Genomic DNA, 17,757 nt, shown 5'->3' on the forward strand with positions numbered 1-17,757 from the left:
ACCCGAAACCCGGTGATCTAGCCATGGGCAGGTTGAAGGTTGAGTAACATCAACTGGAGGACCGAACCCACTAACGTTGAAAAGTTAGGGGATGACCTGTGGCTAGGAGTGAAAGGCTAATCAAACCGGGAGATAGCTGGTTCTCCCCGAAATCTATTTAGGTAGAGCCTCGGACGAATACTTACGGGGGTAGAGCACTGTTAAGGCTAGGGGGTCATCCCGACTTACCAACCCTTTGCAAACTCCGAATACCGTAAAGTACTATCCGGGAGACACACGGCGGGTGCTAACGTCCGTCGTGGAGAGGGAAACAACCCAGACCGTCAGCTAAGGTCCCAAAGTGTATGTTAAGTGGGAAACGATGTGGGAAGGCTAAAACAGCTAGGAGGTTGGCTTAGAAGCAGCCACCCTTTAAAGAAAGCGTAATAGCTCACTAGTCGAGTCGGCCTGCGCGGAAGATGTAACGGGGCTAAACATACCACCGAAGCTACGGCTGCGAATATACCACCCAAACTATTTTAAGATTAACGTTGACGCACGAAGTGCCCAACGGTCAAGCGACCAACACGTTGAGTTGTAAGAGATAGTTTCGGGGTATATTCGCGGGGTAGGGGAGCGTTCTGTAAGTGGCTGAAGGTGTGCCGGGAGGCATGCTGGACATATCAGAAGTGCGAATGCTGACATGAGTAACGACAAGAGGAGTGAAAAACTCCTCCGCCGGAAGACCAAGGGTTCCTATCCCATGTTAATCAGGGTAGGGTGAGTCGACCCCTAAGGCGAGGCTGAAGAGCGTAGTCGATGGGAAACGGGTTAATATTCCCGTACTCGGTATGAATGCGATGGGGGGACGGAGCAGGCTAGGCAAGCATGGCGTTGGTTGTCCATGTGAAAGGCTGTAGGCTGGTGACTTAGGAAAATCCGGGTCGCTAAGGCTGAGAGTCGAGACGAGTCACTAAGGTGGCGAAGTTGTTGATGCCCTACTTCCAGGAAAAGCCTCTAAGCTTCAGTTCATACTGAATCGTACCCTAAACCGACACAGGTGGTCAGGTAGAGAATACTAAGGCGCTTGAGAGAACTCGGGTGAAGGAACTAGGCAAAATTGTACCGTAACTTCGGGAGAAGGTACGCTCTTGTTTGTGAAGGACTTGCTCCGTAAGCAGACGAGAGCCGCAGTGACCAGGTGGCTGGGACTGTTTATTAAAAACACAGCACTGTGCAAAATCGTAAGATGACGTATACGGTGTGACACCTGCCCGGTGCCGGAAGGTTAATTGATGGGGTTAGCGTATGCGAAGCTCTTGATCGAAGCCCCGGTAAACGGCGGCCGTAACTATAACGGTCCTAAGGTAGCGAAATTCCTTGTCGGGTAAGTTCCGACCTGCACGAATGGTGTAACCATGGCCACGCTGTCTCCACCCGAGACTCAGTGAAATTGAAATCGCAGTGAAGATGCTGTGTACCCGCGGCTAGACGGAAAGACCCCGTGAACCTTTACTACAGCTTGGCACTGAACATTGACCCTACATGTGTAGGATAGGTGGGAGGCTTTGAAGCAGAGACGCTAGTTTCTGTGGAGCCGACCTTGAAATACCACCCTTGTAGTGTTGATGTTCTAACTTAGGCCCCTAATCGGGGTTGAGGACAGTGCCTGGTGGGTAGTTTGACTGGGGCGGTCTCCTCCCAAAGAGTAACGGAGGAGCACGAAGGTTTGCTAAGTACGGTCGGACATCGTACGGTTAGTGTAATGGTAGAAGCAAGCTTAACTGCGAGACAGACACGTCGAGCAGGTACGAAAGTAGGTCATAGTGATCCGGTGGTTCTGAATGGAAGGGCCATCGCTCAACGGATAAAAGGTACTCCGGGGATAACAGGCTGATACCGCCCAAGAGTTCATATCGACGGCGGTGTTTGGCACCTCGATGTCGGCTCATCACATCCTGGGGCTGAAGTCGGTCCCAAGGGTATGGCTGTTCGCCATTTAAAGTGGTACGCGAGCTGGGTTTAGAACGTCGTGAGACAGTTCGGTCCCTATCTGCCGTGGGCGTTTGAGAATTGAGAGGGGCTGCTCCTAGTACGAGAGGACCGGAGTGGACGAACCGCTGGTGTTCGGGTTGTGATGCCAATTGCATTGCCCGGTAGCTACGTTCGGAATCGATAACCGCTGAAAGCATCTAAGCGGGAAGCGAGCCTCGAGATGAGTTCTCACTTGGAGTTCGACTCCACTAAAGGGCCGTTGAAGACTACAACGTTGATAGGCGAGATGTGGAAGTGGTGTGAGCCATTAAGCTAACTCGTACTAATTACCCGTGAGGCTTAACCATACAACGCCAAAGTGGTTTAAGCGACAGAAGTTAATGAAACTGAAGTAGACGAAGAATTTAATTGAGCTTTCCAGATTTTATATCGATGAGCGGATGCTTGTTGATGAACAGAATTTCCTGGTGAACATAGCGTTTTGGAACCACCTGACCCCATGCCGAACTCAGAAGTGAAACAAAACAGCGTCGATGATAGTGTGGCAGCTGCCATGTGAAAGTAGAACATCGCCAGGGCCTTATAAGAGAAACCCGATTCGAAAGAGTCGGGTTTTTTGCTTTTTGTCTTTACCAAACCTGACCATGTTGGAAGGCGCTTTGCTTTTCCAACCTACCAAAATACTGTCAACACCACACTTGGTAGGTCGGCATAAGCGCAGCGCCATCAGATATAAAAGGAAGATTAGCTATATTGGCATTCCGTTAGTACCAACCCTTTATCGGTTTGAAAATAAACTGTGATTTCTTTACTTTTTTGTAGGTCTTGGTGCAGTGTTTCCATCAACTCGAAGGTGAGTGTATTTTTGGTGAAGGTGATAAGTTTAACTGCATCGAATCCGAAGAAACGCTTTACGGTTGGATACAATGCCTTATAAATGCTTTCTTTTGCTGAAAAAACAATGGTTAGTGGACAGTGAATTTGCTTACTTAGTAATTGAAATGCGTCATACTCGGCGCTGTGCAAAATTTGTTTTTGTAGTTCTAGCTCTTGTTTTTCAGACATATCTCTTTCTATATCAATACCAATTCCTTTTGCTACAGAGTCTCTGCTAACAGCAGCTGCTGCTATGCCTCTTGTATGGGTAATACTAGCTATTACTCCCGGGGGCCAAATGGGAGATCTATCTTCTGCATTCAATAGTTTGAACAAAGTTGCATTGGATAGTCCTAAACATTCACGTGCACAGATTCGACCAGCAAGAAACTCTGCTTTGCGCTTTGCGACTGCTTTGTTAAGAGAGATTGGTTCCACAATGCTGTGTTGAATAAATGAATTGCTGCGAAAGCTGTCTGGATCAAAGGTAACACAATGGAATTGGTGCGAGAGTTGTGGGGTAAAAGCTTCGCTAATAACGATTTGCAAAATGGGCTCCGTTTCATCTCCGTATTGAAGATGCTTAGTTTGAAGTAACCAAGCACCCTTAGCAATAGTCCATTGATACTACTTTAATTTACTTGCAACAGTCACGAGTTGTAAGGCGAGACTTGAGACTTTATCAGCAAGCTCTGGACTTTTTATTTTACCCTGTTCATCAAAAGCATCATATGCTGCGGGTACTGCGAGTTGATCAGCTAGCACCAGACTACCAATTCCTGAAAGCACATCCCTGACGTGGTTAAGTCCTCGTAAACCACCTAAGCCACCGGGTGAGGTAGCGAGCAAGGCTACAACCTTATTGCGAAATGCAGGAACTGCTCCTTGCTCTGTTCTTGAAGCCCAATCGATCGCATTCTTTAACGCAGCGGTAAATGAACCATTATACTCTGGGCTTGCGAGCAAAATGCCATCTGCCTCTCTGAGTTTTTCTTTCAATAATTTCACTCCTTCAGGGGTTTCTATCGCTTCAAGATCTTCACTAAAAAGCGGTATATTAAGATCTTGTAGCTTGATGACCTCGACTTCAGCCCCACTTTCTAATGCGAATGCTGCTGCGGCTTGAATAAGTGTTTGGTTATAGCTTTTTTCTCTCAGGCTTCCTGAAAGGGCAATGACCTTTGGTGAATTCATCTTTTGGTTCCTCAAAGTAAGTTGATATGGCTAATGTAGCAGAAACTAGCTTGCATTAAACCGAAATAAACGCAATGCTTATGTGCGTATTCGCACAGAAGGTTGATTTGATGGATAAGTTTGAAGACTGGCAAGATCTCAAGGTTGCCTATACGGTCGCACGTCTAGGTACATTATCGGCAGCATCAGAACTGTTAGAGATACACCACAGTACCGTGTTGCGCAGGGTGAATCGACTTGAAGAAACGCTGGGCACCCGGCTGTTCCATCGTCATGCTCGAGGTTACCAAGTGACACAAGCTGGAGAACAATTGTTGCAAGTGGCGTCAAACATAGATGAACAACTGATGGAGTTAAGTACTTCGATCGCGGCGTCCGATAGCCAGCTCAGAGGTAAACTACTACTTACGACTGTGAGTGGATTTATGGATGTGTTATCGGAGCCTTGTCTTAACTTCCAACAGCTTCACCCTCAGGTTCAACTTGAAATTATTCTCGATCAAAAGCGACTCCGTCTAGACCATGGTCAAGCACATGTAGCAGTTCGAGCGGGAGCAAAGCCGGAGGAACCCGATTACATAGTGCAAGCATTAGCTACGCTGCAAGCCGGTTTATATGCGTCGAAGGATTACCTAAAACGAGTTGGCTTACCAAAGTCGATGGCTGATTTATCTAATCACTTTTTTGTCTCTGGCGTTGCCGGGTTTAACGCTAGAGTACCCTATTATTCGTGGGTCGATGAGCACATTGCTGAACAACAGGTAATCATGAGGGTATCAGAGACTTCAGATGCTACACGAGCAGTAGTCAATGGAATAGGAATTGGCGGAATGCAGCACCATGTTGCCAAGCAGTACGACAATATGGTGCCAATTTTAGAATCTGAGCTATGTTGGCAAACTCAGGTTTGGTTGGTCACTCATGTGTTGGTTCACCGAACTGCAAAAGTACAAGCGTTGTGCGATGTACTTAAAGACTACTTTCGTCGATTTTAGCCGCTTTACATTTGGCGTGTTTAAGTATCTTGAAACGTTGTAGCTTTGGATAGAACAGGGCACAACTTTCGTCCTTTATCCGCAGTTCAAAGCTTTCATAAGGCAGATCATGGGCACCAAGCACAGGGCTTTGGTCAAATTGTTTCGCCTTACCATGTTCAAGTATTAACACCGACTGTTGGGTAAAAACATTCACACTAAGTATTGGTTCAACGCCGCCCTTAAGTGACACAATGGCTTGCTGTATCTCAGCTCTTGTCACTTTTGAAGTCTCTGTGAGTAGTGCTGGTGTCGAGTAGTCGTCGGCAGTATTGTTACAGCCGACAGCCATCACAGAGGATGTAACAAGTAGCATAAAGAATCCCAGCTTCATGTTTACTGTGCCTCTCTTGGTCTTGGCATCATAATCGTGCCGTTATGCATTGGGTGAGAAGGTACGCTTAACGCATGCTCAGTACCTCTGTATTTAGATAAATACTTGGGCGGTAATGAACTATTAGAGATGGTTATTTCTGGACAATTACCGGTTTCAATATGCGTTAAGGCAGCGGCTAGCTGCCCTTCTTGTAGCTCGCCTAGTTGATGATTAAAGTCATCTGCAATCGTACAACCAGGTACCGTCGCGTTTAATCCTATCTCTCCAGTATTAGCAGATTCGACAGGAATAAAACCGTCGGCATAGTCACCAAAACCCTTTTCATTTTCAGATTTAAACTGCACAGTGTAATAGACTGTGCCGCAATTTTGCTCAGGTACAAAGCCATAAGGTTTACCGCGAGTGGCTGAACCAATGAGTATTACGTCAACATCAATTCCTCTTAGTCCATTGATCACATTTTCACTTGCTGAAGCCGTGCCAAAAGTGGTGAGTATATAGACTTTATTTAAATTAACAGTGGGCAGCTGGTTGTTTTTGAACTGATTGTTTAGCCAATCGATTTCTCGGGTTTCAAACTCTGTGATGCTGTTTTCTGCACTGCGTTTGTCATTTAAAGTAGTGACCGAAAAAGCTCTATCGCGGCTTTTACTTCCTGCAATCATGTAACCAAGTTGCGCTGCCATAATCAATCGACCACCACCGTTGTAGCGCATATCTAAGACTAGTTCGTCGATATTTTCCGTTTGAAATTGAGAAAACGCGTTAATTAAACCTGTTTGTGCGGTTGGAATAAACTGATTAAATTGTACATAGCCAACTTTTTTACCCGCAACCGAAAGCACTTTAGCATTGTCCACCGGCGTAGTTTCTATGTCTGATGACGTCAGCGTGACCGATTTTTGGGAACCATCTAAGGCTCTAAACACAAAGTTATGCGAGTCACCGAGTTTTGGAGATAACGCAGCTTGCAATGCGCTAACATTGTCTGATGAGATAAAATTAATGCCATCAATGGATTGAATTTGGTCACCACGTACCACACCTGCAGTTGCAGCTGGAGAATTCGGTTCTACAGACGCAACGGTAAAGTTGCGGGGCGGTCTTGGCGATATTGCAGCCCACCTAATGCCATAACCGCTTGTGACGCCAGATTGCGCTTCTTTTTGAAAGCTTTCATAAGATTCATAAAAATGAAACTCATCTTTTTCACGACCAGCAGGTGTTAAGGCAAAGGTCTTCAATTGGTTAAAGTAGTCAATAACGGAGTTAAAGTCAGCAGGGTTATTGTCTGCCACTTCGTCATACCAGAGGTAAGTTTCATTGCTAAATGAGCGCAACCACATTTTTTCATGCATTGCTGTGCCTTGGACGTCCGGGTAGGGTTGATTATTCGCGTAGGGATCAACGCCTGTTCTTGGTGCTTGGCAAAAATGCGCATATTGGCTTGCCGGTGCAAATTCGCCAAAAGTCCATACTGGTGGCGTTGTGGTGCCAGTTTGTGGTTGTTGATTAGTTCCACTCGAAGCGCTACCTCCTCCGCCACATCCATTTAAAGTAAGTAATGCGGTGAAGAGTAAACAAGCTGAAAAATGGAGGCGTAAGTTGCGCATATGTATGACCTTGAAAATCATTAATTACTTAAAATTAACACCGTGATGATGAGTGCGCAACCGCTTAGTATGGCCTGAGCTACCAATAAAAGTGAGCTTAACGCGGTCTTAGCTTACGCCATGGCGGTGATTGCAACAGCAGTAAGATACCAGACAAACAAAATAGTACGCTTGTTAAAGCAAAAGAGATAAGCAACGGATTGTTAAAGTCTTCACGCTCGTCATAATCCATGATGTGCAACATCCAGAAAAAGTCGAATATGCGCCAAATGCTACTTCTTATTGTGATCAACTCGCCACTTTCCGCTGATAAATAGAGTGTCGTGGAAACAAAATCATCAAAAGTAATTTGCCAAACATTATTTTTGAATCCTGCTTCACGGGGAGCCGTTTTGTGTAAGTAACTATTTGCGACATCACCACTGCCCGTATAGTGTGCTTTTGCTTGTTCAATAATAGCCTGTTCAGAGGGAGCCGACAGTGGCAAACCTGTTTTGCCATCATAGTACGACGTGTTTTGGGCGGATAATACTTTTAATACAGGTTGGTTGGCAAAGTGAGTAAACTCGATGCGTTTGACAGCTTGATTATCTTTTAGCATGAGTTGGAGATCTGCTGAATAGTCAGCTGTTGTAAAAGGTGATGCTAAAGTGCGACTAGCTAAGTGTTTGCCATGTACCATTTCTAAAGGTATCGCACTCATCACTAAGCCTCCAAGTAACCAAGCAAGTAATTGTAGAAATAACAAATATCCGAGGTATTTATGTATCTTTCTGGCAGGTTTTAAAAGTTCTTTAATCATCACAATATGTTATTCTTGCAATTGTTGGTGGTTTTACCTTACCGATTATATTCGGTAGCGTAAATATAAAAGCTTTTGGTCACAAGTTCGATTTTTTTGATAATTTGAGGTTGCATCTAGATCATGTCGGAAATTCAGTTTTTAAATGTTGATTTAGAATTAGAGTCTAAACAGGATATTAGTGCACTAGTATCAGATTTAAAACGTAATGCGGTAGTGTTGCACTACGATAAAGATGAATATCGCCAGCTGGCGAGGATAGAGGCTTCTGCGGAAGAGATGACGCCAGATAAGGCGATTAACCACCTGTGTGAGCTAGTCGAATCCTGTTCCAAGCCTGCATTAAAACAATGGCTTTCTTGTTCAAAGCGAACATTTGATATCGGGTTTAGCTCTGGTACGAGTCCAAAATGCTACTCTCAGGCTTTACATGTAGACACCTTGCTGAGGATTTCTGCAATTGGTGCTGGTATTGAAATCACCATGTATCCAGTCGAAAATGACCAGTAGTGTTGGCTGTTAAACATTAACGGCAAATTGCAACCTCATGAGAATAAAAGGCCGAATACACGGCCTTTTATGGTTTTATGTGATTACCAAATGGCTTCTACAAACTCAGGGTGATCAATATAAGGGTTACGATTTCCTTGATATTCATAAGCACCTTGGTTTCTAGCTTTTTCAGTTGCATCAACAGGGTCTTGCTGATGCCAACGTTTTAAAAGTGCAATTACCCAAGGCTCAAATACTTGGTTACTGGTGCCATTAAGTACCGCATCGCCATTGCTAGTGTAGTTTTCCCATCCAGCAATAACGTCTTGATAGCGTGTGGCCATATAAAAATACGCGCGTGCAAAATCCCCTTTAAATTCGTCAATTGGCTCAAATACGGTGCCTGAATAACCAATACCTGAAGCACTCCCTAACTTACTGCCGTTTGAAGATGTATAGGTTGCGCTACCTACTTCACCAAACGGGAAGCTGTTACGACGTGTATTGACATAACCATCACTGGCAAAAATGTGATGAATATCCGAGTTCATCGGTTCTCTTTTGCCACCAAACCAAGATTTAGGGAACGAATGTTCACGGTTATAACAGTCTCCTTCTCCGCTGTAGCTACCACATTGTGAAGTGGTGGACGTATAGTTTACAGAGTCTCTTGTTGTTGGCTTTTCTGAATAGCGATCTAAGATGCTGCCATCTTTATCAAAGTGACGATCACGCTCGTATTGATCGATGAATCCCCAAATAGCGCTATAGCCCTGTGAGTTGTGATTACGGATGATGTTATGCAACTCTGTTTTTAGTGCGTAGCCTGTCAAGCCATTGGCAGTTGCATAATAGCCATCAACTGGTGGTGGTGTGGTAGTAGATCCTAAAGTGAAGCTATGATCGGCGCGTGAACTAAACTGTCCACCTGACGCAAGTGTATTGCCATTAAATGTTAGTGCGTATTGACCATTGCCGTATGAGCAGCACATGCCATCGCCATAGCTATCAAACACGCTTAACGTATAGTCACCATCGGTTAAGCATAGAGATTCGTTTACTGATTGGTTGGCCCCATAGCCGTTGCCACTGTCAACAACACTGCCGTTTGCGTTAGTGACTTGCCAGCTGGTTTCACTACCGTATTGATCGGTAGTAATCGATAGTGAAAGCGAGTTGCTAGTGCAGCCGCTAGGAGGTGGTGGGGTAGTAGTACCGCTAGCTGGTTGAAAGTCGTCAACATATACTAGCTCGCTACCATCAAAACCACTGACATCGTAAAAGCGTAAACCAACAGCAATGTTCGTCGACTCAGACGCAGTGTAAGAATAAGAAATCTTTTGCCACTGATTGGTTAGCGTTGGGTCTGAATAGTTCTGATATCCATCAACCACTAAGCGTGCACGCACACCGCCTTCAGTGTGATAAACCCATGTACTGAACTCATAGCTTTGACCACTGGTTACAGCGACAGATTGTTGTAGGTCAGTATTGCCTTGCGTTGAGGTGTTTACTGATACCGCCGCAGCATATTGACCACTTTTTGAGTAAGTTGATGTTGAGGAAATGGCAATACCGGAATCAATGGTCTGCCAGCCCGCAGGGGTATTGCCGCTCCATTGCTCGAAGTTGCCATTTTCGACAGCAGCCGTTGCGAAACTGCTAAGTGACACTGCAAGCAGTGATGTAATTAATTTAATTTTCCCGTGTTTCATTTTTGCTTTCTCTTGAGAGTTGTAATTATGATTGTTGTAACTTGATAGTTAACAGTATGATTTTGATACATTACTGTTACAGCGATGTTAATATAGGAATGAATAGTTTATTACTGTTCTTTTAATCTGTTTTCTTTGGACTTTTTTGTTTTTAATAACTAACTGGAATATAAAAGCAGATTCTATTCTTTTTGATCTGGACCTTCGCGACGTATCCTGCAGGCTCATAAATTAAGCTCAGCCAAGTGCTGAGTTAAGAGCACTGTATAAGTAAACCTTCGGGGTATGGGGTCAATGATGTTGTTAGGTCAACTTAACGCTGCAGCAAGTCCGCTGACACAAGAACAACTGCAAAAACTACAAGGCTTAGCAGGGGAGTTAAATCCTATTCAGCAAGCTTGGGTAAGTGGCTATTTAGCAGCAACCGCTAACGCAGCAACGCTGACAGGTAGTTTCGGTCAAAGTGCTGCTACGGCAGTTGAATCTGCACCATTAACGATTTTGTATGGTTCGCAAACTGGTAACGCCAAAGGAGTTGCAGTAAAAATCCAACAACAAGCTGAAGCGAAGGGATTAGCGACTAAGCTAGTGAACATGTCGGATTACAAGCCTGCTAACTTAAAGAAAGAAAAGTTTATTGTTGTTGCTGTATCGACATACGGTGAAGGTGAGCCACCCGAAGACGCAGAGACACTCCATGAGTTTTTGGCGAGTAAGAAAGCGCCCAAGCTTGACGGTGTAAAACAAGCGGTTATTGGTCTGGGTGATTCTAGTTATGAGTTTTTCTGCCAAACTGCAAAAGACTTTGAATCTCGCTTATCTGCCTTAGGTGCGGAAGTCCTAGTGCCTCGTATTGATTTAGACGTGGATTACGAAGAACAAGCGGATGCTTGGATTGAACAAGCGCTCAATGCCTTTGAGCCAGAACTGAAAGCACAACAGCAAGCTGGTGCGAGCAACGTGGTTGCCATGCCATTTGGCGTAGCGCAGCCAGCTCAAAGTCAGTACAACAAACAGAATCCATTCGCTGCAGAGTTAACTGTGGTACAGAAAATCACGGGTCGCAATTCTAGCAAAGATGTACGTCATGTTGAGATTTCATTAGAAGGTTCTGACATTACTTATCAACCCGGCGACGCGCTCGGTGTGTACTTTTTAAATGATGAGCAACGTGTAGATGAAGTACTAACGGTACTTGGGCTAGACGGAAACGCCGAAGTGAAGCTAGGTGAACAAGCTTTATCACTGCGTACTGCATTGACTGAAAATTTAGAGTTGACACAGTCTTACCCTGGATTTGTAGAAAAGTATGCAGCCGCGACTGGGAATGAGGAACTAGCCGCTATTGTTGAAGACAAGGCTGCTCTGCGCGCATTTATCGAAGCTAGACAAATATTTGATGTGATCAAACAGTTCCCAGGCAAGCTTGATGCACAAGCGCTGGTTGAGTGTTGTCGCAAATTACAAGCACGCTTGTATTCAATTGCATCTAGCCAAGCTGAAGTGGAAGAAGAAGTTCACTTAACGGTCAGTGTGGTGGAGTTTGATGCCTTTGGTGAACAACACTTCGGAGGATGTTCTGGTTACTTGGCACATCGCGCTGAAGAAGGCGTCAAAGTGAAAGTATTCAGTGAGCACAACGATAATTTCCGTTTACCTGCTGACGACAATAAACCAGTGATCATGGTAGGTCCAGGGACAGGTATTGCGCCATTCAGAGCTTTTTTACAAGAACGAGAGGCCAGAGAAGCGCAAGGTGAAAATTGGTTGTTCTTTGGTAACCCGAATTTCACGGAAGACTTCTTATATCAGGTAGAGATCCAAAAGTACGTAAAAGATGGCCTTTTGAATCGTGTCGATCTCGCATTTAGTCGCGACCAAGCGGAAAAAATATACGTGCAAGACCGCCTACGCGAAAAAGGCGCAGAGGTTTATGCATGGCTTGAGAAAGGAGCACACTTCTATGTGTGTGGCGATGCGAATAGAATGGCCAAAGATGTACATCAAGCCTTACTTGATATTGTAAAAGCCCATGGTGGCAAAGACGATGAACAAGCTGAGCAATACTTAAAAACATTGCGTAGCGAAAACCGTTATCAGAAAGACGTGTATTAATTCCATTAGGAACACCGTCGTATTTTACCGTCGAAATAGTGTTGAATTTAGGATAGATCATGAGCAACTCAGAATTTAAACCAAATAGTAAGCTTGATCCAAATGCAAAGTTTGCTGATAACGAGCGTCTTAAAACGCAAAGTAACTACCTGCGTGGAACCATTGAAGCTGACTTAGTTGATCCTTTAACGGGTGGCTTTACTGCAGATAACTTTCAGTTGATCCGTTTTCACGGTATGTATCAACAGGATGACCGTGACATTCGTCCAGAGCGTGCGAAACAAAAACTAGAGCCGCTACACAATGTAATGCTTAGGGCTCGTATGCCAGGTGGTATTATCAAGCCACACCAATGGCTAGCAATTGATAAGTTTGCAGAAGAACATACGATGTATGGCAGCATCCGTTTGACCACGCGTCAAACGTTTCAATTCCATGGTGTATTGAAGCCCAATATTAAAAACATGCACCAGATGTTGGATAGCGTAGGGATTGACTCTATTGCGACAGCCGGTGATGTTAACCGTAATGTATTGTGTACCACAAACCCTGTGGAGTCTGAGCTGCACCAAGAAGCGTATGAATGGGCTGCCAAGATTTCTGAGCACCTGCTGCCCAAAACTAAGGCGTATGCTGAAATTTGGTTAAATGGCGAAAAGTCAGAAACAACCGAAGAGCCGATCCTTGGTAGTACATATCTGCCGCGTAAGTTCAAAACCACCGTTACTATTCCACCAAACAACGAAGTGGATGTACACGCCAATGATTTGAACTTTGTGGCGATTGCTGACAATGGCAAATTAGTTGGTTTTAACGTGTTAGTTGGTGGCGGCCTTGCAATGACGCACGGTGATGTGAACACTTATCCAAGAAAGGCCGATGACTTTGGCTTCATTCCTCTTGAGCACACACTAGCTATCGCTGAGCATGTCGTATCGGTACAACGTGATTGGGGTAACCGTGTCAATCGTAAAAATGCGAAAACCAAATATACGCTAGATACATTTGGGAGCGATGCGTTTAAAGCAGAAGTTGAAAAACGCGCCGGTGTGAGATTTGAGCCAAGTCGACCTTATGAATTTACTCACCGTGGTGATCGTTTTGGTTGGGTTGAAGGAATAGATGGTAAGTACCATTTAACGGTATTTATCCAAAATGGCCGTATCCTTGATTTCCCTGATAAGGCACTGAAAACGGGTTGTCGCAAAATCGCGGAAATTCACCAAGGTGATTTCCGCATGACAGCAAACCAAAACTTGATCATTGCCGGTGTCGCACCAGAACATAAAGCAGAAATAGAGCACATTGCCCGTGAGCATGGTTTGATTGATGACAGTCATTCTGAACAGCGCAAAAACTCTATGGCTTGTGTGGCATTGCCAACTTGTCCGCTGGCCATGGCGGAAGCTGAGCGTTACCTGCCTGAACTCGTGACCAAAGTGGAAGGGCTGCTTGAAAAACACCAGATCAGTGAAGACAACATCATCTTACGTGTGGTTGGTTGTCCTAATGGTTGTGGTCGTGCCATGTTGGCGGAAGTAGGCTTAGTTGGTAAAGGGCCGGGTAAATACAATGTTTACTTAGGTGGAAATCTAGCAGGAACACGCATTCCTAAGCTGTATTTGGAAAACGTCGGCGAAGAAGTTTTCTTACCAGCTTTAGACGAACTAATCGGTCAATGGAAAGCCGAAAGGCAAGACAATGAATGTTTCGGTGACTTTGTTATCCGAAAAGCCATTGTTGCGGAAGTCAAAGTGTCAAAAACTGACTTTCACGCCTAGTTTCGTAACGGGCAGCGTGCTGCCCCTAGGAAAAAATCATGAGTGAATATAAGAACATTTTATCATTAGACGAAGCGACGCAGAAAATGCTATTGGCTGACGCTAATGCTCTACTGGTAGATAAAACCGCTGAGCAGCGTGTGGCGTGGGCGCTGGAAAACTTACCAGCCAGTCCTTTTTTATCGTCCAGCTTTGGTATCCAAGCGGCGGTGATGTTGCATTTACTGACTCAGCAAAAGCCAGATATCCCCGTGGTATTGACTGATACAGGCTATTTATTTCCAGAAACTTATCAGTTTATTGAGTCACTTACTGAGCGGCTGTCTTTGAATTTGCAAGTTTACCGTTCAGAGCTGAGCCCCGCTTGGCAAGAAGCATTGTACGGTAAATTGTGGGAACAGGGTGAAGAAGGGATCAAACGCTATAATACCCTCAATAAAGTGGAACCTATGGCGCGTGCGTTGAAAGACTTAAATGCAGGCACTTGGTTTAGCGGTTTACGTCGTCAGCAATCATCAACGCGAGCAGACAAGCCTATTTTGGAAATCAGTCGTGGCACGGTCAAAGTGTATCCAATCATCGATTGGCACAATCGTGATGTGCATCAATATCTAACGAAATATGATCTGCCTTATCATCCGCTTTGGGAGCAGGGCTATGTTTCGATGGGAGATGTACATACTACGCGTAAACTTGAGCCCGGTATGACTGAAGAAGAAACCCGTTTCTTTGGATTAAACCGAGAATGTGGTTTACATATAGATGGTGATGGTATTTAGCCGCTTGGCAAAAGCCAAAGCTAGGCCATAATTGTAGGAAGGTTATTAACTAGGCGGTGATACCACATGGAGCGCCCTTGCTACAATTGGCAACTTATCTTAAGTGCAGTACTGCTATTGTCACTGCACTTTAGTGTTTACGCGAACGAACAAGCTGAGTCTGAGTCAGACATACGGTTTGCACTGCAATACTACCCGCCTTTTATCATTGAAGACCAAACTCATCCTGGTGTGCTGATCGATATATTCAATGCGTTTTCTCAACACTCAGGGCTGTCGGTTACTTATTTATATTCTCCGGAAAAGCGTTCGTCGGCAGAGATAGAAAAGGGCAATGTGGATGTTCGTATGGAGTCTGAAAGTTGGTATTCCGGAACGCAGAAAATGTGTTGGAGTGAGGCTCTTTATACCATCGATGATGTTTATATAACACATAGGTCAGAACCGACATTCACTATCGACTCTTTAGAAACATGGCTGTTTTTGGGACGCTTTGGCTATGCCTACCCTGCTCTTGATCCTTTAGTGATAGCTCAGAGACTGCAGCGACAAGACTTTTATTCGGAATATGATATTTTGCAGGCGCTTTCTGGTGCGGCAAATAAAGAAAAAGCCTTTTCTGTAATTGGTGAGCCAACGCTTTTATGGCTACAAAAGTTACACCCAGCTTTTACTCAAAGTATTGTGGTGCATGAGGTCTCTGATAGTGCACCACTACAGTTACAGTTTTCTTTATCTGCCAGTGAACTTTGTGACGCGTTTAATGCTTTTTTCAGTAGCTTCAAGAAAACAGAGCAATATAAAAAAATCTTGTTAAGATATGGACTTTCGGTGCAGGAGTAAAATAGTGCGATTTGTCAGTTATTTGCTAATTATGGTTATGCTGGTAGGACTGGCGTCGCTTTTTATCGTGAAACGACCAGATGGTAAACCTTGGTTGAGTGCTGAAAAAGTAGCACAAGCGGTTGAGCAACAATTTGACAACCTGACCCAGCAAAGCAAAGAAATGCGCTCCTTAGTTAGTGACAACGTGATACCAGCACCTTCTGACAAAGTTTTCTCAAATAATGAACAGGTGATGTATCGCTGGCGAGATGAAGCGGGGCAATGGCATTATTCAGATAAACCAAACCCAAATGGAGCATCTGAGGCATACCTTTTGGATGAAAGTCGTATTAATACCATGGCAATACAGCAAAGTACGATGATAACGCCCGCGAAAAGTACCAAGCAGCCTGTATTTCAAGGGATAAGCGGGTTGACTACAGCAGATCCTCAAAAGGTGATGGTAGAAGCAAAAAAGGTGCAGAAACTTATGGAAGAGAGACAAAGGCAGTTAGATAAAGCCATTGAACAACACCAGTAGGTGACTATTCCCAAGCTAACAATTGTTCAACGTATCGAGCAATAGCAAGGCTAGCGGTGAGTCCCGGTGATTCGATTCCAAATAAATTAATTAGCCCCGAAATGCCATGCTGCTGGTGGCTTTCAATCACGAAATCATGATTTTTATCCAAACTTAGTTTAGGTCTGATGCCAGTGTAATCAGGGGTTAACCTGTCAGCACTGACACTGGGCCAATAACGTTCTATTGCAGAAACAAACTCGGCTTTCGTTGACTCATCAAAGGTGTAATCAATACGATCAATAAACGCGGTATCTGGTCCAAATTTGAGCTGCCCATCCAGATCTAATGTGGCGTGGACACCTAAGCCATACTCACTGGGTACCGGATAAAGCAATTTACTGAAAGGGTGCTTGCCTTGATAACGGTAGTAACGACCTCGACAATAATATGCATGGTATTTCGGCGGGCGTAACTCTGAGAAGGAATTTTGATAGACACAAGGCGCTTCAAGCCCTGCGGCATTAATTAGCTGCTCACATGCCAATGTGAAGCGCTCACCATGAGAATTTGTGGCTACCTTGAATTCATGAGTGCCGCGTTCAATATGGTCACAGTGTGTATTAGTGACCAACACCCCGCCATTTTGCTCTAATTCACCAAGCAGTGACAGCATTAGCTGGTGGCTATTAATTATACCAGTAGAGGGAGAGTGTAGAGCAGAAACACAGTTCAGCATATAGAGCTTATCATTGCGTTCTGCACGACTCAGCCAGGCCAAATCATTGACGCCGCTCAATCTGGCATTTTGGGCTATCTCGGCGAGTTTTTGTTGTTCGTTCAAGTTCGTAGCGAGCAGGACTTTGCCAAGTTGTTTATATGGAATGTGCCATGTCTTACAGCGTTGATAGAGCATCGCTTTACCTTCCACACATAGCTGCTGTTTTAAACTACCAGGTGGATAGTAGAGCCCGGCATGGATCACTTCGCTATTGCGACTGCTAGTATGCATGCCAAAGTGAGGCTCTTTTTCAATTACGACCACGGTTCGAGAATGACTCAGTCGTGCAGCAATGGCCAGACCGATCACACCGCCACCGACTATGATTGTGGCTACTTTATCCATAATCTATTTATGTAAAACATTTAGGCTTGTTACACGTGGCTGTTCTGCTTCTCTACAACGGCAGCAGTCATACGAGAGATGCAGCATAGTTCATTGCGACTATTCATTATTCGAACCTCCCAGACAGAACTTCGTTTGCCAAGGTGAACAGGTTTCGCTATGGCAGTGAGTAGGCCATTTCTAGAGGCTTTCAAGTGATTAGCATTAATCTCCTGGCCAACACAATAAAACTTATCATTGTCTACCACAAAGTTGGCTGCATAACTGGCGACCGTCTCTGCTAATGCGACGTTGGCGCCTCCATGTACAATGCCTAAGGGGTTATGATGATTTGGCGTTGCGGGCATAGTTGCAACGAGGTAATCCTCACCTATTTCCGTTATTTCAATGCCCAACGTTTTCATCAATGTCCCTTTTTTGGCAAGTCCATCATCCAAACTTTGACATTGCTCTAGTGTGACTGGCGTGAACCAAATTGACATACCGTACTAACCTCTGTGCATTTTTGATTTAAAGACGATATTACGTCTAATTCAATGAATAGGGAAAATATTGATTAAGGAAAGAGCAAGAC

Annotated in this window: 15 protein-coding genes and 2 rRNA genes (1 of these 17 cut by a window edge); 9 read left to right on the forward strand and 8 right to left on the reverse strand. The window is 44.6% G+C overall.

Features of this window, described 5'->3' with window-relative positions; genetic code table 11:
• Positions 1 to 2,321: ribosomal RNA gene (locus tag ACSLBF_RS01270) — 23S ribosomal RNA — on the forward strand (it extends 655 nt beyond the left edge of the window).
• Positions 2,322 to 2,437: 116 nt separating this feature from the next.
• Positions 2,438 to 2,552: ribosomal RNA gene (rrf, locus tag ACSLBF_RS01275) — 5S ribosomal RNA — on the forward strand.
• Positions 2,553 to 2,718: 166 nt separating this feature from the next.
• Here rrf and ACSLBF_RS01280 read toward each other — a convergent pair.
• The gene (locus ACSLBF_RS01280) at positions 2,719 to 3,399 is read right to left on the reverse strand and encodes a 4'-phosphopantetheinyl transferase family protein (RefSeq protein WP_440054825.1); all 681 of its coding nucleotides are present in this window, start codon (positions 3,397 to 3,399) and stop codon (positions 2,719 to 2,721) included.
• 78 nt (positions 3,400 to 3,477) lie between these two features.
• Positions 3,478 to 4,044, reverse strand: a complete 567-nt coding sequence (locus ACSLBF_RS01285; RefSeq protein ID WP_440054826.1) for an NADPH-dependent FMN reductase — start codon at positions 4,042 to 4,044, stop codon at positions 3,478 to 3,480.
• Between the two features lie 110 nt (positions 4,045 to 4,154).
• On the opposite strand from ACSLBF_RS01285, the gene ACSLBF_RS01290 reads away from it, so the two are divergent.
• Complete coding sequence (locus ACSLBF_RS01290; protein ID WP_440054827.1) at positions 4,155 to 5,039, forward strand: LysR family transcriptional regulator; 885 nt, start codon at positions 4,155 to 4,157, stop codon at positions 5,037 to 5,039.
• Here the strand turns inward: ACSLBF_RS01290 and ACSLBF_RS01295 are convergent.
• The 3 genes from ACSLBF_RS01295 to ACSLBF_RS01305 form a co-directional block, all read right to left on the reverse strand.
• Complete coding sequence (locus tag ACSLBF_RS01295) at positions 5,014 to 5,394, reverse strand: hypothetical protein (protein WP_440054828.1); 381 nt, start codon at positions 5,392 to 5,394, stop codon at positions 5,014 to 5,016. The genes ACSLBF_RS01290 and ACSLBF_RS01295 overlap by 26 nt on opposite strands.
• Positions 5,395 to 5,414: 20 nt before the next feature.
• A complete protein-coding gene (locus ACSLBF_RS01300; protein ID WP_440054829.1) occupies positions 5,415 to 7,028 on the reverse strand; it encodes a S41 family peptidase in 1,614 nt (537 codons plus the stop codon).
• A gap of 97 nt (positions 7,029 to 7,125) precedes the next feature.
• Positions 7,126 to 7,830 (reverse strand): hypothetical protein, encoded by a 705-nt coding sequence (locus ACSLBF_RS01305; protein WP_440054830.1) that lies wholly within the window; start codon positions 7,828 to 7,830, stop codon positions 7,126 to 7,128.
• A 123-nt stretch (positions 7,831 to 7,953) separates the two neighbouring features.
• On the opposite strand from ACSLBF_RS01305, the gene ACSLBF_RS01310 reads away from it, so the two are divergent.
• Complete coding sequence (locus ACSLBF_RS01310) at positions 7,954 to 8,340, forward strand: hypothetical protein (RefSeq protein ID WP_440054831.1); 387 nt, start codon at positions 7,954 to 7,956, stop codon at positions 8,338 to 8,340.
• An 83-nt stretch (positions 8,341 to 8,423) separates the two neighbouring features.
• Here the strand turns inward: ACSLBF_RS01310 and ACSLBF_RS01315 are convergent, their stop codons facing one another.
• Positions 8,424 to 10,037, reverse strand: a complete 1,614-nt coding sequence (locus ACSLBF_RS01315) for an endonuclease (RefSeq protein ID WP_440054832.1) — start codon at positions 10,035 to 10,037, stop codon at positions 8,424 to 8,426.
• Positions 10,038 to 10,334: 297 nt separating this feature from the next.
• On the opposite strand from ACSLBF_RS01315, the gene ACSLBF_RS01320 reads away from it, so the two are divergent.
• From ACSLBF_RS01320 to ACSLBF_RS01340, 5 genes are all read left to right on the forward strand, one after another.
• Positions 10,335 to 12,152, forward strand: a complete 1,818-nt coding sequence (locus ACSLBF_RS01320; RefSeq protein WP_440056178.1) for an assimilatory sulfite reductase (NADPH) flavoprotein subunit — start codon at positions 10,335 to 10,337, stop codon at positions 12,150 to 12,152.
• Between the two features lie 59 nt (positions 12,153 to 12,211).
• A complete protein-coding gene (gene cysI, locus ACSLBF_RS01325) occupies positions 12,212 to 13,933 on the forward strand; it encodes an assimilatory sulfite reductase (NADPH) hemoprotein subunit (RefSeq protein WP_440054833.1) in 1,722 nt (573 codons plus the stop codon).
• A gap of 38 nt (positions 13,934 to 13,971) precedes the next feature.
• The gene (locus ACSLBF_RS01330; protein ID WP_440054834.1) at positions 13,972 to 14,712 is read left to right on the forward strand and encodes a phosphoadenylyl-sulfate reductase; all 741 of its coding nucleotides are present in this window, start codon (positions 13,972 to 13,974) and stop codon (positions 14,710 to 14,712) included.
• A gap of 66 nt (positions 14,713 to 14,778) precedes the next feature.
• Entirely contained in the window at positions 14,779 to 15,555 is a 777-nt protein-coding gene (locus ACSLBF_RS01335; protein ID WP_440054835.1) for a substrate-binding periplasmic protein, read from the forward strand.
• A 4-nt stretch (positions 15,556 to 15,559) separates the two neighbouring features.
• A complete protein-coding gene (locus tag ACSLBF_RS01340; RefSeq protein ID WP_440054836.1) occupies positions 15,560 to 16,078 on the forward strand; it encodes a DUF4124 domain-containing protein in 519 nt (172 codons plus the stop codon).
• Positions 16,079 to 16,082: 4 nt separating this feature from the next.
• Here the strand turns inward: ACSLBF_RS01340 and ACSLBF_RS01345 are convergent, their stop codons facing one another.
• Positions 16,083 to 17,183, reverse strand: a complete 1,101-nt coding sequence (locus ACSLBF_RS01345; protein WP_440054837.1) for an NAD(P)/FAD-dependent oxidoreductase — start codon at positions 17,181 to 17,183, stop codon at positions 16,083 to 16,085.
• Positions 17,184 to 17,212: 29 nt separating this feature from the next.
• Positions 17,213 to 17,665: a PaaI family thioesterase gene (locus tag ACSLBF_RS01350; protein WP_440054838.1), complete on the reverse strand. Its 453-nt coding sequence runs from the start codon at positions 17,663 to 17,665 to the stop codon at positions 17,213 to 17,215.
• Positions 17,666 to 17,757: the final 92 nt, after the last annotated feature.

This window comes from Pseudoalteromonas sp. T1lg65, assembly GCF_051930985.1.
GTDB lineage: Bacteria > Pseudomonadota > Gammaproteobacteria > Enterobacterales > Alteromonadaceae > Pseudoalteromonas.

Coding starts and splice junctions, on each gene's coding strand:
- ACSLBF_RS01285 (WP_440054826.1), bottom strand. CDS start 4,044: ATGAATTCACCAAAGGTCATTGCCCTTTCAGGAAGCCTGAGAGAAAAA.
- ACSLBF_RS01345 (WP_440054837.1), bottom strand. CDS start 17,183: ATGGATAAAGTAGCCACAATCATAGTCGGTGGCGGTGTGATCGGTCTG.
- ACSLBF_RS01305 (WP_440054830.1), bottom strand. CDS start 7,830: ATGATTAAAGAACTTTTAAAACCTGCCAGAAAGATACATAAATACCTC.
- ACSLBF_RS01350 (WP_440054838.1), bottom strand. CDS start 17,665: ATGTCAATTTGGTTCACGCCAGTCACACTAGAGCAATGTCAAAGTTTG.
- cysI (WP_440054833.1), top strand. CDS start 12,212: ATGAGCAACTCAGAATTTAAACCAAATAGTAAGCTTGATCCAAATGCA.
- ACSLBF_RS01315 (WP_440054832.1), bottom strand. CDS start 10,037: ATGAAACACGGGAAAATTAAATTAATTACATCACTGCTTGCAGTGTCA.
- ACSLBF_RS01310 (WP_440054831.1), top strand. CDS start 7,954: ATGTCGGAAATTCAGTTTTTAAATGTTGATTTAGAATTAGAGTCTAAA.
- ACSLBF_RS01330 (WP_440054834.1), top strand. CDS start 13,972: ATGAGTGAATATAAGAACATTTTATCATTAGACGAAGCGACGCAGAAA.
- ACSLBF_RS01300 (WP_440054829.1), bottom strand. CDS start 7,028: ATGCGCAACTTACGCCTCCATTTTTCAGCTTGTTTACTCTTCACCGCA.
- ACSLBF_RS01290 (WP_440054827.1), top strand. CDS start 4,155: ATGGATAAGTTTGAAGACTGGCAAGATCTCAAGGTTGCCTATACGGTC.
- ACSLBF_RS01295 (WP_440054828.1), bottom strand. CDS start 5,394: ATGCTACTTGTTACATCCTCTGTGATGGCTGTCGGCTGTAACAATACT.
- ACSLBF_RS01320 (WP_440056178.1), top strand. CDS start 10,335: ATGTTGTTAGGTCAACTTAACGCTGCAGCAAGTCCGCTGACACAAGAA.
- ACSLBF_RS01335 (WP_440054835.1), top strand. CDS start 14,779: ATGGAGCGCCCTTGCTACAATTGGCAACTTATCTTAAGTGCAGTACTG.